Raw genomic sequence first — 24,596 nt, forward strand, 5'->3', positions numbered from 1 at the left:
GATCGTTCTCCGGATCGGATGCTGCCGCGATGAAGGTCACCGCTGCACCAGCAATCTGGGGACTGGCTAGATCGGCATTAAGGCTCAGCACTTGAGGAGGCTGATTTACCGGCGCTGCTATCTGCTCAGGGGCCTGCACTATCGGCTGTTCAATCACAGGAGCCTGTTCCAATTCGGGAACGGCTGCAGGCGCACTGACCTCTGCCGGGACCTGGGGAGCTGTTATTTGATAGTCTATTATCCTCTCATCGAGCTTGAAGTCCCCACTGGTATGCATTGGATCTCTCACTAAGACTCTGATCTGGTAGTTTCCCGGCTCCAATGCAGCCGTGTTCCATGTCCAGGTGTTCTCATCTATCCATTGCGTCAATGGGACCCATGTAGCAGAATCCTTTAGCTGGAACATATACGATATTGGATCGTTCTCAGGGTCCTCCGCCCGAACCGTCCATTTTATAGCGGTGCCCATAGGCTGGGGGCTGGGCTTGTCTGGCTCGACGCTTCTGATCGATGGCGGTTGATTTGCAATATCTGAAAATGCAGAATCAACCTGCTCAGGGAAACCTATCCCCTCGGGAAATCCCCCAGGCTGTTCCTGCGCATAAGCGAACGCACTCAAGAGCACGCTCACAGACAGGATCATAGCAAGAACAAGAAATTGCTTCTTGTATCTATGATTCAGCACTTTTTTTAATTTAACATTAACTGTATACTCACTATCCTTATCCCTTTTACGCATATCATCACTCTCCTCTCCTATCCCACTTCCTTCCAACGGCCTTCATGGCCGAGAACTATCATCCGATTTATCATTTCATCAACCATCTGATCCCTATCTGGACCCCTATTCTGATTCTTGCTCTGCATTCCATCTAATGGCTCATTTGATATCTCACAGATCTTCCATCAGGAGATTATGAACTTATTTTTCACATAGAGGCTCTATCAAGATCTCTTCGGGGATCAATCTCATGTGAAACCTCTGTGATTCCCGTATAGATCTAGAGCAGATGGATGATTTCAAGCAAAGGGGTGCTTCGCAGTGCTCTTCGCGGCCAGAATATCCCCTGGCTTTGGCTCTCTATTCGCTGCGCGTTCTATGGCAATCTTCGTGGCCTGATAATTATATTCATAAACCTTATCTTTATCTTTTGCATCCCACTCCACAAATACAGACACTATTATAAAAAGATCGTCCGCCAACTCCTCGGGCAGTACTCCCGACTCGACGCAATCCATCACAGCTCGTGCCACTGCTGCCTGCACAGGGCCAAAGACCATTATTGCCTGCTGGGCATTCTTTATGGTGACCTTGTTGACCATCAGGGTCGAGGGCTTAACCGGCAGATTGGGGGCAAGGACGGCCAACAATGGCGTATGGCCCCGGGATGGCGATGCAAGTGCCCTCACAAATGCCTTTTCCACCGGGCTATCCCTTGGTCCCATAACCAGATCTATATGCGCTACCTCGGGCCCCTCTCCGACCAGTGCTTCACCAACAAGTACCCTCTGAAAAGATTGCGACATAACCAACCTTTTGGTCTTTTTCATATAAATTTGTAATCTAAGCAGTGGGCCAAAAATTATATCATCATAATGCAATGCATTTATGCATTAATGCGAGTGATCGTAATCAACAACTATGGACAGTTCAATCACCTCATCAGGCGCAGCATACGGGATAAGGTGGACTGTGACCTCGCCTCCAACCAGACGCCACCAGAAGATATCGATGCCGACGGCTTGATACTTGGAGGAGGACCATCCTTGGATCGCGTCGGAAACTGTCGCGATTATCTTTTGAAGCTTGACATTCCCATCCTGGGGATATGCCTGGGCATGCAGATCATGGGCACCACCTTTGGTGGTCAGGTTACGGCAGGAAGCATTGGAGGCTATGCCCAGGTGGATGTGGAGCTGATCGATGAAGACGACATCCTGAAAGGCTTTCCGGCAAAGTTCAAAACCTGGGCATCTCATGCCGACCAGGTGTCACTGCTTCCTTCTCAGTTCCAGAGGCTCGCCACCTCCAGGATCTGTGATATCGAGGCCATGAAGCATCGCAATAGGCCTCTGTATGGAGTGCAGTGGCATCCAGAGGTGGTGCACACTGAGCATGGTGAAGAGCTTCTGGATAATTTTATAAACATATGCAAAAGATGATTCCGACGGAGTCCCGGGGGGATGACTGCACGCCCAGAACCGTTTCTTAAGTGACGGGACGTCCAATATGGATGTGTGATCTTCATGCCCGATAAGAATCTTTTGTTAGCAGATCTTGAGCAATCATACGCCGCAGCTAGGCGCCTCTCGGCCCGGTCCCTGGCCGGCCAGATCGAGAGGATCGGATTTCAGTGCCTGGGCTGCGGCCAATGCTGCCGGGGCGATGATAACAGCGTGGTTGTCTTTCCCTTTGAGGTAAGGCGAATCATGGCGAAGAGGGAGCTGGATTGGCTGGAGGTAGCCCAGCCGCCGGAAGAGGGTGAATGGGACAACAACGGCAACTTCCATACCCTGGAGTGGAGGCTCAAAAAAGAGGGATTGCGCTGCCGGTTTTATGATGAGGGGCAATGCACTATCTATGGCCAGCGCCCCTTTCTCTGCCGCACCTATCCATTCTACCTGGTGGAGGGCGAGCTACGCTGCTCGGAATGCCCCGGCCTGGGGATGAGAATAAATGAGGATGCGGCCCAAGAGATCGCCGGGCAGCTCATCTTGCGCCATATCACTGAGATTGTGGAGGCAATAGCGCTCACCAAAAAATACCAGGACTTCCAGCGGGGCGGGTGCAAAGAGGGCAACTGCTGCATCATACATGATAGCGAGGGAGAGCATAAAATCCCCCTTTTCACTGCACAGCGCTCTTAACCTCGTCTACGATCTTATCGATGAGGCTTTTCTCTTTCTCCTTCTCAGTGGAAGATCGCTTCGCCTCGCCGAACTCCTCTGCCAGCTCCTCCAATAGCTGCCTTTGCCTGGCGGTGAGAGAGGCGGGAGTGTTGATCTTGACCCGTACATGCAGATCGCCTGAGCCGGTGCCATGCAGCCTGGGCATGCCTTTTCCTCTCAAGCGGAAGACCGTTCCGGTCTGAGTTCCTGCAGGCACCTTGATCCTGGCCCGACCGTTCAGGGTGGGAACCTCCAGATCCGCTCCCAAGGCAGCCTGAGTGAAGCTGATGGGAGTCTCCATGATCAGATCGCTATCCAACCGCTGGAAGAGTCTGTGAGGCTGGATATTTATGACCACATAAAGATCGCCGGAGACGCCCTTGGGGCCGGCAGAATCCCCCTGGCCGCGGAGCTTGAGGTGCTGGCCGTCCTCCACGCCCGCCGGGATCTTGATATTGATCTTGCGAGCCTTTCTTGCCCGTCCCGTGCCGCTGCAGTCCTCGCAGGGGCTGGTGATGAGCTCTCCCCGGCCGCCGCACTTGGGACAGGTGGAGGAGGTGACCATCTGGCCGAAGGGGGTGTTTTGGGCCCGGGTTACCTGGCCCGAGCCCCGACAGGTGCTGCAGGTCACTGGGCTTGTGCCGGGCTTAGCCCCGCTGCCCTGGCACTTGGGGCAGTTTTCCGTCCGCGGAACCTCTATAGTCGTCTCCAGGCCGCGTGACGCCTGCTCCAGGGTCAGGTCGATATCATAGCGCAGATCCCGGCCCCTGGCCGGCCCCCGACGTCCTCCCCCACCGCCGAAGAACATATCGAAGATGCTCTCTCCGCCCGCGCCAAAGCCCCGAAGAAGATCCTCGAAGTTCACTCCGCGGAACAGGTCCTCTTGCGAGTACTGACTGTTGATTCCTGCATGGCCGAACTGGTCGTACTTCTGCCGCTTATCCGGATCGGACAGGACCGCATAAGCCTCAGAAAGCTCCTTGAACATCTCCTCCGCCCCGGGATCGTCTGACCGGTCGGGGTGGTGTTTCATGGCGAGCTTGCGGTAGGCGGTCTTGATATCCTTCTCGCTGGCATCCTTGGATACCCCAAGCACATCGTAGTAGTCCTTCTTATCCGGCATGGTACAGTCAGTTCCTTCTTCTGGTTTCCCTGTCTTCCAGCACCCTTTTCTTCCTTATAGTTTATTCTCCAATTTACTTCTTATCGTTTACTACCTCGTAATCTGCGTCCACCGTCTGATCCTGCCCTGTGGAATCCTGACCCGCCTCCGGGCCTGAGCCCTGGCCTGCCTGTCCCTGCTGGGCCTGCTGATCCTGCGCCGCCTTCTGGTACATGGCGGCAGACAGCTCGTAGATTGCGTTCTGCAGGCTCTCCGTCTTGGCCTTGATCTCGGAGATCTCTCCGCCGGTCTGGGCGTTCTTCAGGTCGCTGATGGCCTTCTCGATCTTCTCCTTCTGCTCGCTTGTGGCTACGTCGCCTGCCTCTTTGAGCATCTTCTCCGAGGCATAGATCAGAGATTCAGCAGCATTCTTGACCTCGATCTCCTCTTTTCTCTTCAGGTCGTCGGCGGCAAACCTCTCAGCATCCTTGATCTTGGCGTCGATATCCTGCTGGCTCAGCTTATGGGGAGCGGTGATGGTGATCCTCTGCTCTTTCTTGGTGGCAAGATCCTTGGCTGAGACATGAATGATGCCATTGGCATCGATATCGAATGTGACCTCGATCTGAGGTATGCCTCTTGGCGCAGGAGGGATGCCGACCAGGGTGAACCTTCCCAATGAGACATTATCCTGGGCCATGGGCCTCTCTCCCTGAAGGACATTGACCTCAACGCTGGTCTGGTTATCGGCAGCGGTGGTGAATACCTGGCTCTTTCTGGTGGGAATGGTAGTGTTCCTCTCGATCAGCTTGGTTGTGACGCTTCCCAGGGTCTCTATACCCAAAGAGAGAGGCGTTACATCTAATAGCAGTAGATCCTTGACCTCTCCACCCAGGACGCCCGCCTGAATCGCTGCCCCCATAGCCACGCATTCCATGGGATCCACTCCTCGTTCGATATCCTTTCCAAGGAAGTTCTTAACGAACTCCTGGACCATTGGCATCCTGGTCGGTCCGCCCACCAGGATGATCTTGCCGATATCGGACTTCTCCAGCTTGGAGTCTTTAAGAGCCTGGATCATGGGACCACGGCAGCGCTCCAGCACATCTGCTACCAGCTCCTCCAGTTTGGAGCGGGCTATGGTCATGCTCAGATGCTTGGGGCCGCTGGCATCGGCGGTGATATAGGGCAGATTGAGGTTGGTCTGCAGGACGCTGGATAGCTCTATCTTCGCTACCTCCACTGCTTCCCTCAGACGCTGCATGGCCATGGAGTCGCCACGCAGATCGACTCCAGATTCCTGCTTGAACCTGTCCAGCACATAGTTGGTCAGCCGGTCATCCATATCCCGACCACCCAACTGGGTGTCGCCCGATGTGGACAGGACCTCGAAAACTCCTTCGCCGATCTCCATTATGGTGACATCCAGCGTGCCTCCGCCCAGATCGAAGACCATGATCTTATGCTCGCCCACCTTATCCAGGCCGAAGGCGAGGGCGGCTGCAGTAGGCTCATTTATTATGCGAACGACTTCCAGGCCAGCGATGGTTCCAGCATCCTTCGTCGCCTGCCTCTGGTTGTCATTGAAGTAGGCGGGAACGGTGATCACCGCTTTATCCACGCTGTCAGCCAAATAGGTCTCGGCGTCGGTCTTGATCTTTCGCAAGACCTGGGCGGAGATATCCTCAGGGGTGTACTCCTTGTCGAAAACCCTGACCTTGTAGTCCGTGCCCATCTTCCTTTTTATTCCCTGGACGGTTCCATCTGGATTGGTTACAGCCTGCCTCTTTGCCGGCTCGCCGACCAGAACCTGACCATCTTTGGTGAAGGCGACATAGGATGGAAAAGCCTTGCCACCGATGCTTGTCCCTTCTGCGCTGGGAATTATTGTGGGCCGGCCGCCGATCAGAACTGCTGCTGCCGAGTTGCTGGTTCCAAGATCAATACCAATAATTTTTGACAAGATTTCATCTCCTGAACTTAGTAAATGCTACTACTCTGTAAATATTTAAACCTATCATCATATCTTTCCAATTGTATCTCAACCCGCCCTATTTACAGCCTTCTGCCTTCAGGGGCTTATTCACAGCGACCTTGGAGAAGCGAATGACCCGAGAGTTGAAGAGATAGCCTTTCTGTATCTCTTCGGCCACTATGTCCTCTTCCAGATCATCCTTCTTCACCTGAAATAAGGCTTCATGCCGGTAGGGATCGAACTTCTTGCCAACCGCTTCAATGGGAACGAGACCTTCCGTAAAGAGTACTCCCAGAAGCTGCATATGGAGCACCTTTTGGCCCTCGTCATGCTTTGCCGCCTGCTCGAGGCTGTCGAGCACGGGGAGAAGCTTTTGGACGAGCTTTTCTGATGCATATCTAACTGTATCCTCCTTCTCCCGAACAGATCGTTTCATCAGATTGTCGAGATCTGCACGGCAGCGCATCAATTGATCGAGGCGCTCCTCAGACAGGATCCGCATCTCCACCAGCTTCCCTTCCAGCTCATCTATTCTGGCAGTTAAGGAGCTTTCATCCTCCTCTTCATCCTGAGCGCTTACTGCTGTATCGTCATCCATTTGCTCCACCCGAAGTATCATTGTTCATTTGATCAAAAGGGAGGATAGGCAAAAGCCGCCTGGTTCCCTCAATAGTGAGGCATTGGCATCTGGGGCATGGTGTAGTCATGAGGGCTCTGACCGGGTTTGGGCGTCATCTCCTCCCTCTTGGCGGCGATGACGTCATCCACCCGAAGGACCATGGTAGCGGCTTCCGCTGCAGACTTAATGGCCTGGGTCTTCACCTTTAAAGGCTCCACCACACCCTGGGCCATCATATCCGCTGGCTTGCCGGATGCGATATCCAATCCATAGATCTTGCCCTCGCCTTGTTTGGCTCTCAGAGCGGCAAGAGAATCCACAGGATCGAATCCTGAGTTCTCGGCCAGGGTAAATGGAATGGCCTCCACGGCATCGGCAAAGGCTCTGATGGCCAGCTGCTCCCTCCCTTCCAGAGTGGAGGCATACTGCCTCAGATTCTCAGCCACCAGGATCTCCGGGGCTCCTCCACCAGGGACGATCTTTCCGGACCGAATGACATCCATGACCACATTGAGCGAATCGTCCAGAGCCCTTTCCATCTCTTCTAAGAGCTGATCAGAGACCCCATGAAGGATGATTGAAATAGCTCTGGCCTTCTCGCAGCCTTCAACGAAGATCATCTGCTTTTCCTTGCCCACCCGTCTCTCCTCTACCAGGGCTGCAGATCCCAAATCCTCTGGCCGCAGCTGCATTACATCTCCCACCAGCTTCGCCCCTGTTGCCAGGGCCAGCATCTTCAAATCCTCTCTTTTAACCCGACGGGCAGCCAGGATTCCGCGATTAGCCAGATAGCCCTGGGCGAACACTCCAATTCCCTTCTCACAGAAGACCACATTGGCACCAGTAGCTATAATGGCGTCGACTTGCTCCTTGATGATCTTCTCCTCGCCCTCCTTGAAAGAGGATAGATTCTTGGCCTCAGTTATGGTAATCTTGGCATCAGTTCCCAGCTTTTTCAGCTCTAAGGTGCCCTCAAGAAGCATAATCCTGGCATTTTTGATTGACTTCGGCATCTGAGGAGAGGTTCTCTCCTTTTCCAGCACAATGCCGTAGTTTATGGATGATTCCTCAATTCTGCCTCCAGGAATATGGACCATCTTGATATTCTCCTCAATGTCCTTGCCCTCAAATCCCACCACGGCCCGCGCGGCGTCCACGGATATCTGAGAGAGCCTATCTAGGGCCATCTCAGTGCCTTTTCCCCTGATAGAGGTCCGGGCGATCTTCAGGAGCATCTCCTGGTCTCCGGAGACATCTATTGCCATCTTCTTCAATACTTCCTGCGCCTTGGCGGCCGCCTGCTTGTATCCCTGCACAATAACCGTGGGGTGGACATCCTGCTCCAAGAGTGCTTCCGCCTTCTCCAGCAGCTTTCCGGCAATTATCACTGCGGTGGTGGTTCCGTCCCCAATCTCATCATCCTGGGCTTTTGCCACCTCTACGATCATCTTGGCCACAGGATTTTCTATATCCATCTCTCTGAGGATTGTAGCTCCGTCATTGGTTATAGTAGCATCACCGCTGCCATCGATGAGCATCTTATCCATGCCCTTAGGCCCAAGAGTAGTCCGCACAGCCTCTGCGACTGCCTTTGCTGCTAGAATATTCCTGTGCTGAGCATTCTTTCCGCTCTCACGCTCGCTTCCTTCCTTCATTATGATTACTGGTACTCCGCTCAAACCTGCCAAACCTTAGTCCTCCCCGACTTTTTCTTAGTACGAGTTTAAAGTTCTATATAAAGAATTCGCGTGATTGCTATCTTCATTGTTATTTAGCTCAGTTAACATATAGTCTATATAGGAAGAACTATATAGCGAGTCCTCAATCAAGGATGCACATATGCAGATAACGCTAAAAGGGATATGCTTTGACCTCTAAGATAGTCTCGGAAAACCTGAACCTCTGGTATGGGGAGAAGCAGGCTCTCAAGGACATCTCCCTGAAGATACCGGAAAAGCAGATAACTGCTCTCATCGGCCCATCAGGCTGCGGAAAGTCGACATTTATTCGCTGCCTGAATCGGATGAACGATCTCGTAACTAGCGTTCGAATCGAAGGCAAGGTCTTTTATGATGATATGGACATCTATGGAAAAGATACAGACGTGGTAGAGCTGCGCAAGAGAATAGGTATGGTATTCCAAAAGCCTAATCCATTTCCCATGTCCATTTATGACAACATCGCCTACGGCCCCCGGATTCATGGACAAAAAAATGTTAACAAGATAGTGGAGCGCAGCCTGAAGGAGTCCGCCCTCTGGGAGGAGGTCAGCGAGAGGCTGGACCAGCCTGCTCTGGGCCTATCCGGTGGCCAGCAGCAGAGGCTATGCATCGCCAGGACCCTGGCCATGCGGCCTGATGTTATCTTATTTGATGAACCCTGCAGTGCATTAGATCCGATCTCAACCGGCAAGATCGAGAGCCTCATGGAGAGCCTCAAGGAAGAGTACACCCAGATAATAGTCACTCACAACATGCAGCAAGCTGCCAGGATCTCTGACATCACTGCTTTCTTCCTTCTCGGTGAGCTGATCGAGGTAGGAGAGACAAAGCATGTCTTTGAAATGCCCGAGATGAAGAGCACCGAGGATTATATCACCGGACGGTTTGGATGAGTCCTGGTGGGGAAGGAGCGAATGATCCCTTATAGACAGCGGTATCGCAAAGATCTTTCAGATCTGAAAAGCTTGACAAAGGATCTCGCCGATCATGTGGGCGAGGCCATAGAAAAATCCGTTATCGCCCTGTCCGATTCAAATGTTGACCTGGCACGAGAGATCATAAAGAATGATCAGGAAGTGGACGACCTGAGCATCAAGATCGAGAACCTATGCATGGAGCTCCTGGTGCTTCAGCAGCCCATGGCCAGGGATCTGAGGAGGATCATAGGAATCCTGAAGATAGGCATAGATTTGGAGAGAATAGGAGATCTGGCTGTGGATATAGCTCGAGTTGCCGCCCAGTCCCATAACGAGATAACCAAGCTGGAGTTCATACCGCGCATGGCGGAGATCAGCAGAAAGATGCTCAGGGAATCGATGGAGGCCCTGATGAACGACGACGCCGATATGGCCCGGCAGATCACCAAGTGGGATTATGAGATCGATGGGCTGTATGTCAAGGCAAGGGATAAGCTTCTGAAAATCATAATCGATCAGCCTGAAGTGATAAAGGAAGGGACCTCGCTGCTCATGGTGAACAGGCATCTGGAGAGGACGGGCGACCACATCTGCAACATCTGTGAGACAATCGTCTACATAGTGGAAGCAAAAAGGGAACACCTGAATTAGGAGGTTCATGGACACCAGAAAGGTGCAGAGGACCGGCAAGTCCACATTCATCGTATCCCTCCCCAAAACCTGGGCCACGAAGAACGGGATTGCCGCTGGCTCAATAGTCTACATCAATCAGGGGGATAACGGGGCTTTAACCCTATCCACCGATCGCTCGGAGAGGGATCTGAGAGTGAAGCTGGATATAGGGGAGAAGACGGGAGATGATCTGATCAGAGACATCATCGGATGCTATGTTGGCGGCTACAGGATCATTGAGGTCACAAGCCCTCATATGTCATCTGCCCAGAAGAAGGATCTGCATCAGATCGTAAACAAGCTCATAGGGCCTGAGATTTTAGAGGAGACCATCAATAAGGTGGTAATTCAGGACCTTTTGAGCTCAGAGGAGCTTCAGTCCGAGAAGGCCTTAAGGAGGATCCGGACAGTGGTCAAATCCATGATTCATGATTCTTTTACCAGCCTATTGAACAACAACCAGGATGAACTGGCAATGGATGTGATTCAGAGGGATGACGATGTGGACCGGCTCAACCTTCTCATCTCCCGCCAGTTCACCGAGATACTCAGGACTGGTTCGGTTAAGCAGGAGACACAAAACCCCATCCATGCGTTCAACTACATGCAGGCGGCCTCAAACCTGGAACGCATTGCCGATCACGCCCATAGGATTGCCCAGATCGCCAGAGAGTACAATTGCACTCTGGCTGATGACCTGAAAGAGGAGCTGATGGATATGGAGGTTCAGCTGTGCGGATTTATCGACGACGCCATATCTTATCTACTGCAGACCAACTCAGACAAGGCCAATGAGATGATAGATCTGATCCGAGAGATCCAAAAGAGCGCCGCGAGGATAACAGTAACCTCGGACAGCCTGGGAAAGTCGGAGATGCTGGAGCGTCTTGTCCTGGCTGCCAGCCTGGAGAGGATGTTCGACTATATCATGAACATCGGTGAGCTGACCATCAACCTCAGTCACTCTACGAAGCAGGCGGAGAAGGGTTGATTGCGGAACAGATCGCTCTGCTTCGTTTTCATTTCGTCATTTCCGCTGCATCATTCCTCTCCAGGGCCAGCATCCTCTCTTTGACCTCCAGACCCCAGGCAAAGCCCCCCAAGCCTTTCCGGGCAACGACACGATGGCAGGGAACGAGTATGGCGAATGGATTTGTGGCCATGGCACTTCCCACAGCTCTTGCGCCTTTCGGGCATTGGGCAAGAAAGGCAACCTCCCCATAGGTCAGAGTCTTTCCCCGCCCTATCCCCCGCACCACTGAGTATACCCTCTTTTGAAAATCAGTGCTTCTGGAAATATCCAGATCCGGAGAGGGACAGGGCGCACCCTTCTCCAAATGAGCGGCAATTCTCTCCGCAAGGTGAGAGGGCTCGTCCGGGCTCCCTTGGGAGAGATAGATTCGTTTGACCTTCTGCCCCGAGCATTCCACAATGATGTAGAGGTCAAGGGCAGTGACAAAAGCGCCTTTAGTCATCCCTTGATGATCTCCCTGTAGGTCTTAAACCGGCCGAGCTCCACCCGCTCCACCTCCCTGCTGGTGGTGTCGAAGATGGCGACGGTAGAGTAGCCAGTGAGGTGGCCCCAGATCTCTCCCGGATTGACCAGCAGGGTCCTGCCATGGCTGGATACCTCAAAGATGTGGTTATGCCCACGGACGAGGACGTCATAGAGCTGGGATGCCAGGACTGCCCTCACCAGAGGCTCTTCTGTGCCATGCATAAGGGCGATCTTCAAGCCATCCACTTCAACCTCTCCGAAGTCTCCCAGATACTCACCGCCCACCCGGGCAAACTCCTTGGCCAGGCCCACCCGGTCCCCATCGTTGTTGCCATACACCAGCTTTATGGGGATATTCAGGCCCTCGAAGGTATAGCAGTTGCCTGAGCCGATCATATCTCCGGCGAAGAGGATCATAAAGACACCTCTGGAGGAGAAGACCCTCAGGGCATCCTTGACGCCCTGAAATCGGTCATGGGCATCGGACATAATACCAATCAACATAAGATCCCTTTATGCCACAATTGGAGCATTCTTATCAGTTGCGCTCATGCTCGCAGTCGCATCTGGGCCAGCCCGAAAGATCTAAGTACAAGAACTAACCTGGTAGCGAGAGGCCCGCCTTAACTCAGCCTGGTAGAGTGCGCGGCTGTAGTATGTCTCGCACCGTAGAGGTGCTACGCGCAGTCACCGCGATGTCCCCGGTTCGAATCTGGGAGGCGGGATCTGTTGTGTCCGGATGGTGTAGTGGCCCATCATGAAGGCCTGTCGAGCCTTCGACCCGGGTTCGAATCCCGGTCCGGGCGTTTTATTTCCTGTAAGAATTAGCCTAAGAAAACGATTTCATTTGGCTATTCTCTGAGATCTGAACACACTTTCCTTGATTTGCCCATTTGTATCTTATTCATACATTCTATTATGTAAAAATGGTTTGTTGATATTGTTTTCTGGCAAATCTACTTAATCTTGCACGCAGTACAAGTTATCTATGGCAGGAGTCCTTGAGCAGCTAATCAGGCAGCAAAATAGGGTAGTGCACCGTGATCTGAAGGCTATGGAGCTGGAAGCCGCCAAGGAGATTCTGGCAGAGGTCTTTAGGGTTCCGCTCTCGGAGGTTGATGAGATGATCCGATGCCGTTTCGAAGTTGAAGGCGTGGACCCTAAAGAAAAAGGGCTATGGCCTCAAGAGTTTTGCTTGGAAGGGTAGGATAATTTCAAGCATCATTATACCGCCCGAGATCACTATCCTGCCTTCCCTTCACAACCACGGCCAAGCACCTGCGGAAATGCCGGCTTTTTGCAGGCTAACCGGTGAAATAGCCCTGAAATAAAGCAGATGCTTAATGTGGTCACGCTGCGTAACTGCAGCTGCCCCGCAAGGATCTCTCACCCCGACTCTCTGGGAACCTAAAACAGAGTTTTAAATAGAGTTACGATAATTCTGATCAAGGGGATCTGGTCAACGAAAGCCCGACGATTTAGGGATTCCATAAAACCGGATGTGAGGGCGTGCGGCCCGAAGCTACTCCATCCTCTAAGGCGGGGTGGCAGCACGCAAGTTTGATTTAACAAATCCAGGATATGGCTAAATCTGGTGAATCTCCATTTCGATCGCAGTTATGGTCTAAACGTATCTCTTGACACATAAGGCAGGACTATTGTTGATGTGAACCCATCTAACCTCTGCTTGCCGCCAAAGTGCCCATTTAAATCCGTCTGTCCAGCTATTCCCTCCTCGAATATTAATCTATCAGATTCTTCCCGAACATTATAGAGATTCTCGCCAAACTCATTTGGGTAATAATCCTGGGGCAGTCTCTTGATTCGCTCCAATAAGTCTCTCCATTTCTGATCATTCATTCTGCCATCAGAGTTTAAGTTCTCATCAAATTCAAGATGTAGGCCATATACGTCAAAGTAATGCATTTCCAGAGCCTTTTTAAGCTCATCGGATATAAAATATATTAAATAATATAGCTCTCTTAACTTAAAATTATAAGAGTTTGCAGACTTAACATTCCCATTATGCCTGGGATGAATGTGGTCATCCGGGCCAACGGTTCTTACACCAGCAACAGCTTCCATATAGAATCCCATAATAACATGGGATCTATCCTGAAAATACTCTTCGTGGATGGTATTGCTTGTATGCTTCAATTTGTTGTAGAGTTCCCTAAAATATTTCAGCTCGTTCTTTGTACCATTATGGAATTCAGTCCCAACACGGTAGATTTGATCGGGGTGCCTTCTTTCATTTTCCAGCCATCTCCAAATAAACTCGTTTTCGGATGGAGGAATATGTTGTTTACAACAACCAAGCATAATTTCATAGCACGAGTCATAAAACTTAAAGAAGTTATTAAGCAAACTTCTAAATTTTCTATCCAAGATGTTTATATCATTATAATTAAGTTGATTCTCTTCAAGCTCTTTTAGCAAATCAATGAAATCCATTATCACATAGTAAGTAGCCAGTCCAAAGACACCAGCAGGATGTCTCACTTTATAATCAGTATATATGTAATCTGGTGCAGAAGTACTCGATAGATATCCGACAACTTCCGGGATTAATCCCAAATTTCTTCTTTTTTCTATTATCAATCGAGGCATGATTGCTAATTCATTCCCTCCAATTTAAAACTATCATAGACCTCTCTAACACGGGGAGGGAGGCAAAAACACTCCCCTGGAAGGCATCTATGAAATTACAGTATGCACCTAAAACTATGAATTTTCAAGTATTTCATGGCAACAGACCCTTATAGGAGTCTAAAGGTCGTTCGCCTCACCAGAATCCTACGTGAGGATTGCTTTGATAAGAGTCTAGATCCACCAACGGCTCCATGTACCTTGCCTGGCATTCAGCGCCGCCAGAGAGATCGCCGCAATCGGGGAAGGTGAAAGTCGATTCTAGGGCATTACAAAATTATAAAAATTGATTATAATTATTCGAGAGCCTACGGCTTCAGCCTTCAGCTTCCAGGCTATCTGCAAAGCCGTCTCATGGTCCATTTTTTTGCAGTTTTCAAAATGCACGTTCAGGATCTTGCCGCCTTCTCTTTATGAGGCCATCCAGTAATGATAAACCTTATCACTCTTCTTTGGTTCTTTTCAGCTTCTCCATCTGACAGATATGCAGATCTTCCAGCCTGGCAGCTCTCTCAAGGGTCCCAGCTTCATCCTTTGGCTCATCGGCCTGCTGCAGCTTCCGAACCTCTCTCTGGGCAATTGGCAGGATCTTGGGTGCTTTTGCGGCTATGCGTGCATCTCTCTCCTGATGATCAAAGGCCTGAACCTGCCTTTGAAGCGGGAAAGCCCAGATCCAAGATTCCATCCGACGATCGGCTGCCGGCAATTATCCGCATTGGAAAACAAAATCCTTTTATCTTCCCCATGACTTCCCTACCGGCATGTTCAAGATCGGCTTTGTGAAGCTGGGAAACATAGCCACATCTACGGCTATCGATCTATCCCTGGATGAGATCGCAGAGAGAACGGATATAGAGTTCAAGATCATCAGCTTCGGCCCCAAGATGACTGAGAAGGAAGGGAAGGGTGCAGAAGAGCTGAAGGCCTGGCAGCCTCAACTGGTGGTTATCAGCAGCCCCAATGCTGCTACCGCAGGCCCCACCGCCGCTCGGGAGGCGTACCGTGGCATTCCAACTATCATCATCTCCGACGGTCCGAGCAAAAAGGAGGCAAGAGAGGCTCTATCAGCCGAAGGCTACGGCTACATCATTCTTCCCATGGATCCCCTCATCGGAGCGAAGAGGGAGTTCCTTGATCCAGCGGAGATGGCACTCTTCAACTCCGATGCCCTGCGCGTCCTGGCCGCCTGCGGAGCCATCCGTCTGGTGGAGGAGGAACTGGACAGGACCATAGCCAGCATCATCTCCGGACAGGCCAAGCTGCCCACAATTCTTGCCACCCCGGAGAAGTGCGCCGAGAGAATGCACTTCTCTAATCCCTATGCCCAGGCCAAAGCGATGGGCGCCCTTTATATGGCTCAGACTGTTGCCAGCATAGATGCCGCAGCCTGCTTCCGCTTAAAGGAGCTGAAGCCGATCGCCCTCACCGCTGCAGCAGGGCACGAGGTCATGCGGGCTGCTGCCCGTCTGGCTGATGAGGCCAGAGAGCTGGAAAAGTCGAATGATACCGTTTCTCGCCAACCCCATGCCAGAACGGGAGAGCTCATGCAAAAGCTGAGCCTATTGGATAAGCCGGAGAAGATCTAGGCAAATACTTTCGCCCCGCGCGGGTTGAGGATAAATAGCCATATGAGAAAGCTTCATTTCAGTAAAGGAAGAAACGCAGCCCTGCCCCTACACGCTTCTGGGATGGAAGGCTGCCTTCCCCTTGATTTGCTCACCTGTCTTCTCTATGGAAAGAGATAAAGCATCCTACTGCCTGTTCCCAGATAATGGCTCTGCTGCAGATCAAAGGGGTATACAAGCACTTTTTCGCAGATGGCAAGGAGATGGAGGCTCTGCATGACATCAACCTGACCATCGAAGAGAATCAATTCGTCTGCTTCATAGGACCGTCGGGATGCGGAAAGACAACGCTGCTTCGCATAGTGGCCGGCCTGGAGGCGCCCACCTCTGGCGCCGCCACAATAGATGGAGAGCCCATAGTAGGCCCTTCGCCTGAGAGGGGCATGGTCTTCCAGGAGTACTCCCTCTTTCCCTGGCGGACAATCCTGGATAACACCGTATTCGGCCTGGAGCTCAAGGGCATCGATAAGGCCAAGAGAGAGGAGAGGGGAAGACAGTATCTGAAGATGGTCGGCCTGGAGGGATTTGAGAAGCGCTATCCTCATGAGCTTTCCGGGGGAATGAAGCAGAGGGTGGCCATCGCCAGAGCTCTGGTCAACGACCCCAAGGCCCTGCTCATGGATGAGCCTTTTGGAGCCCTGGACGCTCAGACCCGAAATACCATGCAGTCTGAGCTGCTCAGAATTTGGGAGGAGGAGAAGAAGACGGTACTATTCGTCACTCACAGCGTTGACGAGGCCATATATCTGGCGGATGCAATAGTGATCATGTCTGCCCGGCCGGGAAGGATAAAGGATATAATTCAGATCCCCCTCCCCAGGCCCAGGACTAGGACCAGCACTGAGGTCAACCAGATAAGGGATCGCATCCTCTGCGACCTGCGCACTGAGATTGCCAGCTGCTGAGATATGGTTTTATATCGCCAAAGAGCACTAATTCTAACCTCATTTCTAAGCGGGTGAGTCGGTTGACTGGATCGAGATGGATGGAGCTGCCGCGGATAGTGGCCGTGGGAAACGAGGCGATATTGGAGCTGCCCCAGATCTGCTCTTATCTGCATCTGGAGGGGCCCGGACTCATCGTCACCGGGCCTCATACCGATGATGTGGTGGGAAAGACCATATTAGAGCTGCTGAACTCAGGAGGTTTCGAGCCCCAAACCCTCATCTGCACGGCATCAAAGCTTGAGGAGGTGGATCGCGCAGAGGCCAGGGCAAGGGAGATTAAGGCCGGCTTTCTCATCGGCGCTGGTGGGGGCAGATCCATCGATATAGCCAAGATCGCCTCCATGAGAACGAATATTCCCTTCCTCTCCCTGCCCACCGCCGCTTCGCACGATGGCATCTGCTCCTCCCAGGCCTCATTGACGGTTAACGGAGAGGCGGTGTCCCTGCCCGCCCAATCACCCCTCGCCATCGTCGCTGACACCGGGATAATAGCTCGGGCTCCGGCCAGGCTTCTGGCCGCCGGCTGCGGAGACATAATCTCCAACTACACCGCCATCCTGGACTGGCAGCTTGCTCACCGACTGAGAAGCGAGGAGTTCAGCGAGTATGCCTCCGCCCTCTCCGGCATGACCGCTAAAATGATCGTCGAGCGTGCTTCTGATATCCGGCCAGGGCTGGAGGAATCGGCCAAGATCGTGGTAAAGGCTCTGATCTCCAGCGGGGTGGCGATGAGCATTGCCGGATCCTCCCGGCCGGCAAGCGGCTCGGAGCATAAGTTCGCCCATTCGATCAACCGCATAGCACCGAGAAGGGGCCTGCATGGTGAGCTCTGCGGCCTGGGAACCATAATGATGATGTATTTGCACGGCAAAGACTGGAAGATGATAAGAGAGGCACTGGCCCAGGTGGGAGCTCCCACCTCAGCCGACCAGATCGGGCTGGATGCAGAAACCGTGGTAGAGGCCCTGGTCAATGCCCATAGGATCAGGCCGGAGCGCTATACCATCCTGGACTCAGGACTGAACCGGGATGCAGCCGCCAGAGCGGCCGAGGCAACGGGAGTGATTTAGTATGGTAAACCGACCTCAATGAAATATATAATAATTGGATAATAATGATTAATAAAAGGAGAATGAAATATGTCCGAAGCATCTACCCAAATCACATTGATTGGAACAAAGCTTGCCAGCATTGGCATGGAGTTCACCTTCATGGGCCCCACTCCCGAATGCGAATCCTGCAAGCTGAGGAATACCTGCATCAATCTGGAGCCGAGGAGGCGCTACCGGGTGCTGGGAACGCGCGGAGAGCTGGTGCATGAGTGCCCCATTCATGAGGCAGGAGTCAGGGCAGTGGAGGTAGCAGAAAGCCCAATAATTGCGGCCTTCGATGCCAGAAAGGCATTCCCCGGATCCAAGATCGTATTTGAGGCCATGAAATGCGATGACTATAATTGCAGCATGTACGATATATGCCATCCCATCGGGCTGAAGGATGGAGAAAAGTGCACCATTGTAGAGGTGGTGGGCGAGGCGCCGGAGGACTGCCCTCGGGGGAATATCTTGAAGCTGGTGGAGTTTCGCCGATAGATGAAGCGGATAACTTACAGCAAAAATATTTTTTTGCCCGTCACCAACCTCTGCCGCAACCGCTGCCAATACTGCTCTTTTCGAAGAAACCTGGATGAGGCCCATCTGATCCGCCGGTCTGCTGCCCAGCAACTTTTGGAAGAGGGGCGAGATCATGGCTGCTCCGAGGCCCTATTCACCCTGGGAGAGAGGCCGGAGGAGGTGGAAGGCTTTCATCTGATGCTGGCAGGAGAGGGCAGAGAGGATCTTTTGGGCTACCTGGTAGAGCTATGCGAGCTGGCGATAGAGCATGATCTTCTACCTCATACCAACGCTGGGCTCCTCTCAGAAGAGGATCTGGCCACCTTGCAGCCCTATAATGCCTCCATGGGGCTGATGCTGGAGAGCTGTGCCACACTCGATGCCCATGAGCAATCTCCCGGCAAGAATCCGCAGCTGCGCCTTGAGCATATTGCCAGGGCGGGCAGGCTGCATATCCCCTTTACCACCGGCATTTTAGTGGGCATAGGAGAGAGCTGGCAGGACAGAATCCAATCCATTCAGGCCATATCCCGACTTCATGATGAGCATGGCCATATTCAGGAGGTCATTGTGCAGCCCTTCGACCCCAAGTCAGGAACTGCCATGTCAACCCATCCCCGGCCCGAGCGGGAGGATCTGGTCCGGACGGTAAGACTTGCCCGCGAACTACTCCCTCGAGAGGTAGCGGTCCAGGTCCCGCCCAACCTGGCTGACCCTCTGCCCCTGATAGAGGCAGGAGCGGACGATCTGGGGGGGATCAGTCCCATAACCCGAGATGAGATAAATCCAAATAGCTCCTGGCCGAGGGAAGAGGAGCTGAAAAGGAGCCTTTTCGCCTATGAGCTGAAGGAAAGGCTGCCCGTATACCCAAGGTTCATAAGGAGAGGATGGCATGGCTCAAAGACCCGAAGGCTGACTGCTGCCCTGGCCAGCGAGGACGGTCTGCGGCGAAAAAGTATATCTTCCAGGGAATGGTGGTGAGTTTTGTGAAGAAGAAATATCTTGAGATAGGGCTGAGCACCGGTCTGGTGCTCTTGATGATCATCCTCATTTTGGGGGCGCAGATGACCCTCCCTGCAGGAGAGAGAGGATCAAGCTTTGCCATAATAATCCTGCTCTTCATCGTGGCCATGGGCATCGTGGGATTGAAGCTGGATGATATGTAGCTGCGTTAAATATAAATATAATAATACACATTTTTCTTTGAGGGATTCTTAAATGGCAGGATTTCTGGAAAAGCTCAAGCTCATTGGAAAGTCCAGCGAGCAGGATTACATAGAGGTGGATTTAAGCCAGTTCGAAGAGCCCAGGGGCTCGAATGAGATCATCCTGCGGGTGGCGGAGATGGGACGGATTGAGGTTCTGCCTGAGGTTAAGCAGGAGATCTACAACGGCAATATAGTCCTTGCGGACATCGCCGGCCTGAAGAGGGATAAAGCCGCCCTGGACAGAGCGATCGGCGAGCTGAAGAAGGCAGTCGAGGATGTATCCGGAGACATTGCTGGCATCGGCGACGACCTGATAGTTCTGGTTCCAAAGGGCATAAAGATTGACCGAGAAAAAGTGGTCGGAGGAAAGGATTGAATATTACAACCAATGCCAACTGCCCTGTATGCTCTGCCCAGATGCAGTTCTCTTGGGAGACGCAGGATATACCATATTTCGGCGAGGCCATGCTGATCGCCGGGGTCTGCGAATGCGGCTTCCGGCATAGCGATACCATTCTTTTGACCCAGAAGGAGCCGGTGAGAAATACCCTGGCGGTCCAGACAATAGAAGATCTGAACGTCAGGGTCATTCGCTCATCAAGCGGAACGATTCGAGTGCCAGAGCTTGGGGTGGACGTAGAGCCGGGGTATGCCTCCGACTCATATGTCTCCAACGTGGAAGGGGTGCTGGACCGAATCGAAGAGATAGTCTGTTTTGCCACCTCCCAGGCCCGGGCGGCAGATAACCAGGATGGCGCTCGGAGAGGAGAAGAGATCCTGGAGAGCATCGCCCTCGCTCGCAAAGGAGAGTTTCCCATAACCCTGATCATCGAGGATCCACTGGGGAACAGCGCCATAGCCTCAGAAAAGGTGAAAGTATCGCCCCTGACGGATGAGGACATGGCCCGCCTCCAGACAGGCATCATGCTTTTGGAAGTCTGATATGCTGGTCTTAAGCGGAGGCACAGGAACCCCCAAGCTCCTGAGAGGCTTAAAGGAGCTCGTTTTGCCCCAAGAGCTCTCTGTTGCGGTGAACACCGCCGAAGACCTCTGGATTTCTGGAAACTATATATCGCCAGATATTGATTCCGTCCTTTATACCCTGGCGGATATGATCGATGAGAAGCGATGGTGGGGCATTAAGGGGGACCGGACATTAACCCACGACTTCCTCCTCATGATGGGAGTGGACGAGAAGCTGACCATTGGGGACAAGGACCGGGCAGTGCACATATTTCGCTCCAATCTCCTCCGCCGGGGAGTCAAGCTCAGCCTGACCACAGAAGCCATAGCCAATGCCCTGGGGGTCATGCAGAGGGTGGTCCCCATGACCGATGACATCGTATCCACGGTTATCGGCACTCCAGAGGGGATGATGCACTTTCAGGACTTTTGGGCGAGCCTCAAGGGAAGGCCGAGGGTCGAATCCGTGACCTTCACCGGATTGGAAGAGGCCCTCCCCTGCCAGGGATTCCTGGATCTCTTGGAGAGGGAGGAGACCGTCATCATCGGTCCAAGCAATCCGGTCACCAGCATCGGTCCAATCCTCGCCCTTGCCGGGGTGCGAGATCGCCTGAAGAAAAAGAAGGTAGTGGCCATAAGCCCGTTTGTAGGAAATAAGCCCGTTAGCGGCCCGGCAGCAAAGCTCATGGAGGCCCGGGGAGTTCCGGCCAGCGATGAAGGAGTGGCAGCACTTTTGGGCAAGGTAGACATCTTTGTGGTCGACGGAAAGAGCGACTACACTGGGGACTGCGTGCGCATGAAAACCCTTATGAGGACAAAAAATGAGAGTCTGGCAATGGCGAAAGGCTTGCTGGATTTGATCGGATGTTCTTAGGCGTAGACCACGGCACCACAGCTATCAGGTTTGCCAGTGAAAAGGGCTCAATCTATGAGCTCTCGCGCAGCTCGGCCGCTGATCTTTCTTACGAGCAGATATTATCCCGGATTGAAGAGAGCCTGGGACCGGAAAGGGTGGACCTGGTTGCCCTCTCCTACTCCATGGGCGACGGCCTGACCAGGATCGTCCGGCTCGAGGACGCACTTAACCGGGGGCTGATAAGTCAGGATGGTGCGGGCTTGCATCAGGGAGGGGGTACCCGGGTATTCGAGGCCATCAGGGCCTCAGGCTGGCCGGCCATACTCCTGCCCGGAATTCATCGCGCAAGCAATGTCGATCCCAGGATGAAGGTCTTCAGCCACGGCATGAGCCCGGAGAAGGTGGGCCTCGCCTATGGGGTTTTCCGGCAGGGTAGCTCCAGCTTCATCGTATGCGACGCCAGCTCCAATACCGTCAGCTTCGCCGTGCTGAGGGGCGAGATCGTGGCAGCCATAGATGCACCTATCTTCGCACCCGGCCTCTTGCAGGGTCCCCTGGACGTTCAAGCGATAAGAGATGTCGACTCCGGAAAGCTGACCGCAAACCAGGCCTTCAACTGGGGGGGGATCCTCTCCAAGATGAAAAGGATGGGGCTTGATCAATGCTCCCCGGAGGAGCGCCATCTGGCCATGGAGACCCTCGCCCTCTTCGCTGCCATGGAGATGGCTGCCCTTCTGGTCCTCTGCCGCGACCGGGGTCTTGAGTGTCCCCAGCTCTTCCTGGCCGGAAGCCCGGCAAGAGAGATCGAGCCCCGGGTATCCGCCCTTCTGGATAGAAGGGTCGTCCCCCTGGAGAGATCGGCGGCTGCTCAGGGCTGCGCCAGGATAGCAGAGGATGTATTCGCCGGAAAGGAGAATATCCTGGGGATTGCCGTCGATGAGAGGGTCAGGGCAGGAAAGGAAGGTTGATCCGTCCGGCGGACAGAGCTCTAATTTATGGAGACGATTACCGAGAAAGAGATACGGGATCTAGAGGAGCGTGCTTCATACATCAAGGGCGAGAAGGCTAAAGTTCTAAAAGAGGAGGTCGAGGTTGCCATGGCCAGAGCAGAAGCTGCTGGATTGGGGTCAGAGTTGATCGACCGCCTTGATATCCTTCTGCTCAATCTCACCGAGGCATCGCGTGATGTCTGCACCAACACCAGATGCCCTCATTACGGCAAGAAGTGCAAGATGAGATGAGCATCTGAATGATAATTATAGTCCTGACAGATGCCAGGACTATGCAATAAAAGCAATCATATCTTTACCTGACTCCTGACCTGCTATCAGACCACTTGTTCAGGAGCGTAGGTAGGGCGACGACAAGCACACCAAATAGAATAATGGCGTATATCTGAGACATCATATCCATCTTTTCTCACCTCCGGAAATTGATTATTATCCCATTCAAGTTAAGGTGCAGACCATGATAAACTTTTTGCTGCTAGATGTTGGGCAGCCAGATGATCTTCCGCCCAGTGCAGCATGGATTTGGGGCTCAAACGGACTTTGGGTGAAAAGTAAAAAATGGTAAAAATGGTAAAAAGCAATTTAACCCTTTTGTTAAATGGATATTTACTATTTGGTGGCATCAATGAAAAATTCAGATCGATAGATTAATTCATAAATTGGAAAATTGTCTATTATCTGAAAAACTTTAAATAACCGGAATGCATGCCTCGTAATTGTGAACTGGCCCGGGAGAAGATTGGTCCAGAGCACAGGAGATGAATATGACGGGCTTTACGCAGAATGAACCACCCAATGTGGGTAAGGACGTACAGGTCAAGGGATCTTTAACATCAGAGGACGGCGGTTTTTACGCCATCATCATATCCGCAATCATATTCTTGATTGCCGCACTATCCGGTCATCTGGCATAGATGAGTCCATCCATCCAGATCTGACCTCCCGGCCTGGGATCGGATTGGCCGTATTCTCCAATCCGAACCCAAGGCCGAACGATCTTCTTCGTCCTTCTATGCTGCCACCCTCAAGCTCCAATTCTCAACTGAGCAGAATGGGGCGATAATAGGTCAAATCGAAGAGGATCTCTTTCTCCCTCTGCCGGGCAGAGTTCTGTAAATCCGTGCCCCGGAGGCGATCTCTCCGGAGGAATTAAGCTTCTGGATATGAGGCGAGATATCCTCGGTTCTCAGCAGGAACTGCTCTGCCACCAGTCCCTCCAGCTTCTTTCTGTCCACCATCTTCCCCTTTCCAATCCCGGGACAGGTGGGATTGTAGCTGATGTTGAGAAGGATATCACCATTGTCCAGCGTCTCCTCCTCCACCCGAAAGGGAAAGAGCCGGCAGGCAATCGGCCGCACGGAATAGATGCTGCAGCCCTCCTGGTAGAAGACGCAGGTGGTATCCTCTTTGCTTTTCAATACCGGCAGGTCGAGGATCACCCTTCTGCCCTCGTCCTCGATTTTCACATAGCATTCACTGTAATCGTAAAGAGTATCCACAAAGTCCGGGGGCCTCATGCCAGTCCTATTGCTGATGGCATGGACATCCTTCTCAGTGAGATAAATCAGGTTGGAGCTTCTCCAAAAATCCTCTATCTGCTCTGCAGGGATGAGATCATCAAACTCCAGAGGCCTTTTATGGTGGCAGCATGAGCCGCACCTCTGGCACTTGAATCGTATATTGCCAAATATGGCTTTTACCACAACCCGGGGCATAAATCCCCTCAAAAAAAAGAAAAGGAGAAGGCGACCTAGAGAGTCGTCTTCAGTGGATGCTTCTCTGCCAGAACTTCCAGTCCCAGCTCCTGGGCGGACTCTGCCTTCATGATATCCACCATTGCCGCAGCGGGGAAGATCATGGGGGCGTTCTCAATGGGCCCGTAGAGGTAGTAGTCAGCACCGACGATTCCGGCCACCAGGTTCGAGCCGATATCGACAGGAGCAAAAGCCTCCTTATGCTGCTTTTTCCACTTCTTCATCCAGTCCCAGGCAGAAGCGCCGTTGTGGAATCCTCCGCCCACCGGCAGGCCGTACATAGCCTTGACTGCGATGCAGGCACGGTAGGTTGCACCGGATCCAGCTCCCAGGGGCATGGCTGCGGTGTCGATGAGAGGCCTGGTGATGCCGCACTCTTTTGCGTAATCCATCAGAGGCTTCTGAGCGCCGCCTGCTGCCTTGTTCATCATTTCCATTTTGCCCTTGGTCCCCTTCTCAATGGCATTGAAGATGAGCACGATCGCTGAGTCCAGATCGCTCTCTTTGACTGCTGCCAGCTCCTCGGGGGTGATGGAGGCATTGATGGAGTTATGGATGGCCCTGTCAGCCACTCCGATCTC

The 24,596-nt window shown here is 52.6% G+C and carries 28 protein-coding genes, 2 tRNA genes and 2 pseudogenes; 20 read left to right on the plus strand and 12 right to left on the minus strand.

What is annotated here, in order from left to right:
• Together BP822_RS00065 and fae are read right to left on the minus strand one after the other, a co-directional pair.
• Window positions 1–643: pseudogene (locus tag BP822_RS00065) on the minus strand (hypothetical protein); the annotation flags it as partial.
• Window positions 644–1,020: 377 nt separating this feature from the next.
• Entirely contained in the window at window positions 1,021–1,527 is a 507-nt protein-coding gene (gene fae / locus BP822_RS00070) for a formaldehyde-activating enzyme (RefSeq protein ID WP_013718831.1), read from the minus strand.
• A 90-nt stretch (window positions 1,528–1,617) separates the two neighbouring features.
• Here fae and BP822_RS00075 point away from each other — a divergent pair, with 90 nt between their 5' ends.
• Both BP822_RS00075 and BP822_RS00080 read left to right on the plus strand, forming a co-directional pair.
• On the plus strand, window positions 1,618–2,163 hold the full coding sequence (locus tag BP822_RS00075) for a GMP synthase subunit A (RefSeq protein ID WP_286877462.1): 546 nt from the start codon (window positions 1,618–1,620) through the stop codon (window positions 2,161–2,163).
• An 84-nt stretch (window positions 2,164–2,247) separates the two neighbouring features.
• The gene (locus BP822_RS00080) at window positions 2,248–2,868 is read left to right on the plus strand and encodes a YkgJ family cysteine cluster protein (protein WP_286877463.1); all 621 of its coding nucleotides are present in this window, start codon (window positions 2,248–2,250) and stop codon (window positions 2,866–2,868) included.
• Here BP822_RS00080 and dnaJ read toward each other — a convergent pair.
• The 4 genes from dnaJ to thsA form a co-directional block, all read right to left on the minus strand.
• Entirely contained in the window at window positions 2,849–4,012 is a 1,164-nt protein-coding gene (dnaJ, locus tag BP822_RS00085; protein ID WP_273271122.1) for a molecular chaperone DnaJ, read from the minus strand. The genes BP822_RS00080 and dnaJ overlap by 20 nt on opposite strands.
• A 73-nt stretch (window positions 4,013–4,085) precedes the next feature.
• On the minus strand, window positions 4,086–5,954 hold the full coding sequence (gene dnaK, locus BP822_RS00090; RefSeq protein ID WP_286877464.1) for a molecular chaperone DnaK: 1,869 nt from the start codon (window positions 5,952–5,954) through the stop codon (window positions 4,086–4,088).
• An 88-nt stretch (window positions 5,955–6,042) separates the two neighbouring features.
• Entirely contained in the window at window positions 6,043–6,564 is a 522-nt protein-coding gene (locus tag BP822_RS00095) for a nucleotide exchange factor GrpE (protein WP_273271126.1), read from the minus strand.
• Window positions 6,565–6,632: 68 nt separating this feature from the next.
• The gene (gene thsA, locus BP822_RS00100) at window positions 6,633–8,273 is read right to left on the minus strand and encodes a thermosome subunit alpha (RefSeq protein WP_276619993.1); all 1,641 of its coding nucleotides are present in this window, start codon (window positions 8,271–8,273) and stop codon (window positions 6,633–6,635) included.
• A 179-nt stretch (window positions 8,274–8,452) separates the two neighbouring features.
• On the opposite strand from thsA, the gene pstB reads away from it, so the two are divergent.
• The 3 genes from pstB to BP822_RS00115 are packed head-to-tail and all read left to right on the plus strand — an operon-like array spanning window position 8,453 to window position 10,886.
• The gene (gene pstB / locus BP822_RS00105; protein ID WP_273271128.1) at window positions 8,453–9,199 is read left to right on the plus strand and encodes a phosphate ABC transporter ATP-binding protein PstB; all 747 of its coding nucleotides are present in this window, start codon (window positions 8,453–8,455) and stop codon (window positions 9,197–9,199) included.
• Between the two features lie 21 nt (window positions 9,200–9,220).
• Window positions 9,221–9,874 carry a phosphate signaling complex protein PhoU gene (gene phoU, locus BP822_RS00110; protein ID WP_273277875.1) on the plus strand — a complete coding sequence of 218 codons (654 nt, stop codon included), beginning with the start codon at window positions 9,221–9,223 and terminating at the stop codon, window positions 9,872–9,874.
• 7 nt (window positions 9,875–9,881) lie between these two features.
• The gene (locus BP822_RS00115; RefSeq protein WP_273277876.1) at window positions 9,882–10,886 is read left to right on the plus strand and encodes a phosphate uptake regulator PhoU; all 1,005 of its coding nucleotides are present in this window, start codon (window positions 9,882–9,884) and stop codon (window positions 10,884–10,886) included.
• A 28-nt stretch (window positions 10,887–10,914) separates the two neighbouring features.
• Here the strand turns inward: BP822_RS00115 and BP822_RS00120 are convergent, their stop codons facing one another.
• On the minus strand, window positions 10,915–11,370 hold the full coding sequence (locus tag BP822_RS00120) for a methylated-DNA--[protein]-cysteine S-methyltransferase (RefSeq protein ID WP_013718841.1): 456 nt from the start codon (window positions 11,368–11,370) through the stop codon (window positions 10,915–10,917).
• Window positions 11,367–11,897: a metallophosphoesterase gene (locus BP822_RS00125; RefSeq protein WP_013718842.1), complete on the minus strand. Its 531-nt coding sequence runs from the start codon at window positions 11,895–11,897 to the stop codon at window positions 11,367–11,369. Before BP822_RS00125 ends, BP822_RS00120 begins: the two co-directional genes overlap by 4 nt.
• A 113-nt stretch (window positions 11,898–12,010) precedes the next feature.
• On the opposite strand from BP822_RS00125, the gene BP822_RS00130 reads away from it, so the two are divergent.
• From BP822_RS00130 to BP822_RS00140, 3 genes are all read left to right on the plus strand, one after another.
• Window positions 12,011–12,118, plus strand: a tRNA-Tyr gene (locus tag BP822_RS00130).
• Between the two features lie 8 nt (window positions 12,119–12,126).
• Window positions 12,127–12,199: transfer RNA gene (locus BP822_RS00135), tRNA-Asp, on the plus strand.
• 182 nt (window positions 12,200–12,381) lie between these two features.
• Window positions 12,382–12,600 (plus strand): hypothetical protein, encoded by a 219-nt coding sequence (locus BP822_RS00140; RefSeq protein WP_013718843.1) that lies wholly within the window; start codon window positions 12,382–12,384, stop codon window positions 12,598–12,600.
• 410 nt (window positions 12,601–13,010) lie between these two features.
• Here the strand turns inward: BP822_RS00140 and BP822_RS00145 are convergent, their stop codons facing one another.
• Both BP822_RS00145 and BP822_RS00150 read right to left on the minus strand, forming a co-directional pair.
• Window positions 13,011–14,003 (minus strand): hypothetical protein, encoded by a 993-nt coding sequence (locus tag BP822_RS00145; protein ID WP_286859036.1) that lies wholly within the window; start codon window positions 14,001–14,003, stop codon window positions 13,011–13,013.
• 481 nt (window positions 14,004–14,484) lie between these two features.
• The gene (locus tag BP822_RS00150) at window positions 14,485–14,727 is read right to left on the minus strand and encodes a hypothetical protein (protein ID WP_286859034.1); all 243 of its coding nucleotides are present in this window, start codon (window positions 14,725–14,727) and stop codon (window positions 14,485–14,487) included.
• Window positions 14,728–14,803: 76 nt separating this feature from the next.
• Here BP822_RS00150 and BP822_RS00155 point away from each other — a divergent pair, with 76 nt between their 5' ends.
• The 12 genes from BP822_RS00155 to BP822_RS00210 all read left to right on the plus strand — a co-directional run bounded on the left by BP822_RS00155 (window position 14,804) and on the right by BP822_RS00210 (window position 23,175).
• Entirely contained in the window at window positions 14,804–15,628 is an 825-nt protein-coding gene (locus BP822_RS00155) for a F420-dependent methylenetetrahydromethanopterin dehydrogenase (protein WP_013718846.1), read from the plus strand.
• 185 nt (window positions 15,629–15,813) lie between these two features.
• Window positions 15,814–16,572: an ABC transporter ATP-binding protein gene (locus tag BP822_RS00160; protein WP_013718847.1), complete on the plus strand. Its 759-nt coding sequence runs from the start codon at window positions 15,814–15,816 to the stop codon at window positions 16,570–16,572.
• A gap of 80 nt (window positions 16,573–16,652) precedes the next feature.
• Window positions 16,653–17,684, plus strand: coding sequence for an NAD(P)-dependent glycerol-1-phosphate dehydrogenase (locus tag BP822_RS00165; RefSeq protein WP_349681834.1), 1,032 nt, complete (start codon window positions 16,653–16,655; stop codon window positions 17,682–17,684).
• Window positions 17,685–17,753: 69 nt separating this feature from the next.
• Window positions 17,754–18,203 carry a UPF0179 family protein gene (locus BP822_RS00170; protein WP_013718849.1) on the plus strand — a complete coding sequence of 150 codons (450 nt, stop codon included), beginning with the start codon at window positions 17,754–17,756 and terminating at the stop codon, window positions 18,201–18,203.
• Window positions 18,204–19,205 carry a 7,8-didemethyl-8-hydroxy-5-deazariboflavin synthase subunit CofG gene (gene cofG / locus BP822_RS00175; protein WP_286877467.1) on the plus strand — a complete coding sequence of 334 codons (1,002 nt, stop codon included), beginning with the start codon at window positions 18,204–18,206 and terminating at the stop codon, window positions 19,203–19,205.
• A gap of 5 nt (window positions 19,206–19,210) precedes the next feature.
• Window positions 19,211–19,390 (plus strand): hypothetical protein, encoded by a 180-nt coding sequence (locus BP822_RS00180; protein ID WP_273272162.1) that lies wholly within the window; start codon window positions 19,211–19,213, stop codon window positions 19,388–19,390.
• Window positions 19,391–19,442: 52 nt separating this feature from the next.
• Window positions 19,443–19,808 (plus strand): cell division protein SepF, encoded by a 366-nt coding sequence (locus BP822_RS00185; protein ID WP_013718852.1) that lies wholly within the window; start codon window positions 19,443–19,445, stop codon window positions 19,806–19,808.
• A complete protein-coding gene (locus BP822_RS00190; RefSeq protein WP_276839680.1) occupies window positions 19,805–20,374 on the plus strand; it encodes a ZPR1 zinc finger domain-containing protein in 570 nt (189 codons plus the stop codon). The genes BP822_RS00185 and BP822_RS00190 overlap by 4 nt, the downstream gene beginning before the upstream one ends.
• Window positions 20,325–21,269 (plus strand): 2-phospho-L-lactate transferase, encoded by a 945-nt coding sequence (gene cofD / locus BP822_RS00195; protein ID WP_273277882.1) that lies wholly within the window; start codon window positions 20,325–20,327, stop codon window positions 21,267–21,269. The genes BP822_RS00190 and cofD overlap by 50 nt, the downstream gene beginning before the upstream one ends.
• Entirely contained in the window at window positions 21,260–22,219 is a 960-nt protein-coding gene (locus tag BP822_RS00200) for a methanogenesis marker 12 protein (RefSeq protein ID WP_273277883.1), read from the plus strand. The genes cofD and BP822_RS00200 overlap by 10 nt, the downstream gene beginning before the upstream one ends.
• 27 nt (window positions 22,220–22,246) lie before the next feature.
• Window positions 22,247–22,492, plus strand: a complete 246-nt coding sequence (locus tag BP822_RS00205) for a hypothetical protein (protein ID WP_013718856.1) — start codon at window positions 22,247–22,249, stop codon at window positions 22,490–22,492.
• 533 nt (window positions 22,493–23,025) lie between these two features.
• Window positions 23,026–23,175, plus strand: coding sequence for a hypothetical protein (locus BP822_RS00210; protein WP_157863672.1), 150 nt, complete (start codon window positions 23,026–23,028; stop codon window positions 23,173–23,175).
• A 153-nt stretch (window positions 23,176–23,328) separates the two neighbouring features.
• On the opposite strand, the gene BP822_RS00215 is transcribed toward BP822_RS00210, so the two are convergent.
• Entirely contained in the window at window positions 23,329–23,976 is a 648-nt protein-coding gene (locus BP822_RS00215) for a YkgJ family cysteine cluster protein (RefSeq protein ID WP_273271715.1), read from the minus strand.
• 35 nt (window positions 23,977–24,011) lie between these two features.
• Window positions 24,012–24,596, minus strand: a pseudogene (locus tag BP822_RS00220) (tetrahydromethanopterin S-methyltransferase subunit H); the annotation flags it as partial.

The organism is Methanosaeta sp. UBA458, from assembly GCF_002496085.1.
GTDB classification, from domain to species: domain Archaea; phylum Halobacteriota; class Methanosarcinia; order Methanotrichales; family Methanotrichaceae; genus Methanothrix; species Methanothrix soehngenii.

What these genes read in the sequence shown, in the direction of transcription:
- fae (WP_013718831.1), bottom strand. Translation starts at nt 1,527, where the DNA reads ATGTCGCAATCTTTTCAGAGGGTACTTGTTGGTGAAGCACTGGTCGGA.
- BP822_RS00075 (WP_286877462.1), top strand. Translation starts at nt 1,618, where the DNA reads ATGCGAGTGATCGTAATCAACAACTATGGACAGTTCAATCACCTCATC.
- BP822_RS00080 (WP_286877463.1), top strand. Translation starts at nt 2,248, where the DNA reads ATGCCCGATAAGAATCTTTTGTTAGCAGATCTTGAGCAATCATACGCC.
- dnaJ (WP_273271122.1), bottom strand. Translation starts at nt 4,012, where the DNA reads ATGCCGGATAAGAAGGACTACTACGATGTGCTTGGGGTATCCAAGGAT.
- BP822_RS00095 (WP_273271126.1), bottom strand. Translation starts at nt 6,564, where the DNA reads ATGGATGACGATACAGCAGTAAGCGCTCAGGATGAAGAGGAGGATGAA.
- phoU (WP_273277875.1), top strand. Translation starts at nt 9,221, where the DNA reads ATGATCCCTTATAGACAGCGGTATCGCAAAGATCTTTCAGATCTGAAA.
- BP822_RS00115 (WP_273277876.1), top strand. Translation starts at nt 9,882, where the DNA reads ATGGACACCAGAAAGGTGCAGAGGACCGGCAAGTCCACATTCATCGTA.
- BP822_RS00120 (WP_013718841.1), bottom strand. Translation starts at nt 11,370, where the DNA reads ATGACTAAAGGCGCTTTTGTCACTGCCCTTGACCTCTACATCATTGTG.
- BP822_RS00125 (WP_013718842.1), bottom strand. Translation starts at nt 11,897, where the DNA reads ATGTTGATTGGTATTATGTCCGATGCCCATGACCGATTTCAGGGCGTC.
- BP822_RS00140 (WP_013718843.1), top strand. Translation starts at nt 12,382, where the DNA reads ATGGCAGGAGTCCTTGAGCAGCTAATCAGGCAGCAAAATAGGGTAGTG.
- BP822_RS00145 (WP_286859036.1), bottom strand. Translation starts at nt 14,003, where the DNA reads ATGCCTCGATTGATAATAGAAAAAAGAAGAAATTTGGGATTAATCCCG.
- BP822_RS00150 (WP_286859034.1), bottom strand. Translation starts at nt 14,727, where the DNA reads ATGGAATCTTGGATCTGGGCTTTCCCGCTTCAAAGGCAGGTTCAGGCC.
- BP822_RS00155 (WP_013718846.1), top strand. Translation starts at nt 14,804, where the DNA reads ATGTTCAAGATCGGCTTTGTGAAGCTGGGAAACATAGCCACATCTACG.
- BP822_RS00160 (WP_013718847.1), top strand. Translation starts at nt 15,814, where the DNA reads ATGGCTCTGCTGCAGATCAAAGGGGTATACAAGCACTTTTTCGCAGAT.
- BP822_RS00165 (WP_349681834.1), top strand. Translation starts at nt 16,653, where the DNA reads ATGGAGCTGCCGCGGATAGTGGCCGTGGGAAACGAGGCGATATTGGAG.
- BP822_RS00170 (WP_013718849.1), top strand. Translation starts at nt 17,754, where the DNA reads ATGTCCGAAGCATCTACCCAAATCACATTGATTGGAACAAAGCTTGCC.
- cofG (WP_286877467.1), top strand. Translation starts at nt 18,204, where the DNA reads ATGAAGCGGATAACTTACAGCAAAAATATTTTTTTGCCCGTCACCAAC.
- BP822_RS00185 (WP_013718852.1), top strand. Translation starts at nt 19,443, where the DNA reads ATGGCAGGATTTCTGGAAAAGCTCAAGCTCATTGGAAAGTCCAGCGAG.
- cofD (WP_273277882.1), top strand. Translation starts at nt 20,325, where the DNA reads ATGAGGACATGGCCCGCCTCCAGACAGGCATCATGCTTTTGGAAGTCT.
- BP822_RS00200 (WP_273277883.1), top strand. Translation starts at nt 21,260, where the DNA reads ATGTTCTTAGGCGTAGACCACGGCACCACAGCTATCAGGTTTGCCAGT.
- BP822_RS00205 (WP_013718856.1), top strand. Translation starts at nt 22,247, where the DNA reads ATGGAGACGATTACCGAGAAAGAGATACGGGATCTAGAGGAGCGTGCT.
- BP822_RS00210 (WP_157863672.1), top strand. Translation starts at nt 23,026, where the DNA reads ATGACGGGCTTTACGCAGAATGAACCACCCAATGTGGGTAAGGACGTA.
- BP822_RS00215 (WP_273271715.1), bottom strand. Translation starts at nt 23,976, where the DNA reads ATGCCCCGGGTTGTGGTAAAAGCCATATTTGGCAATATACGATTCAAG.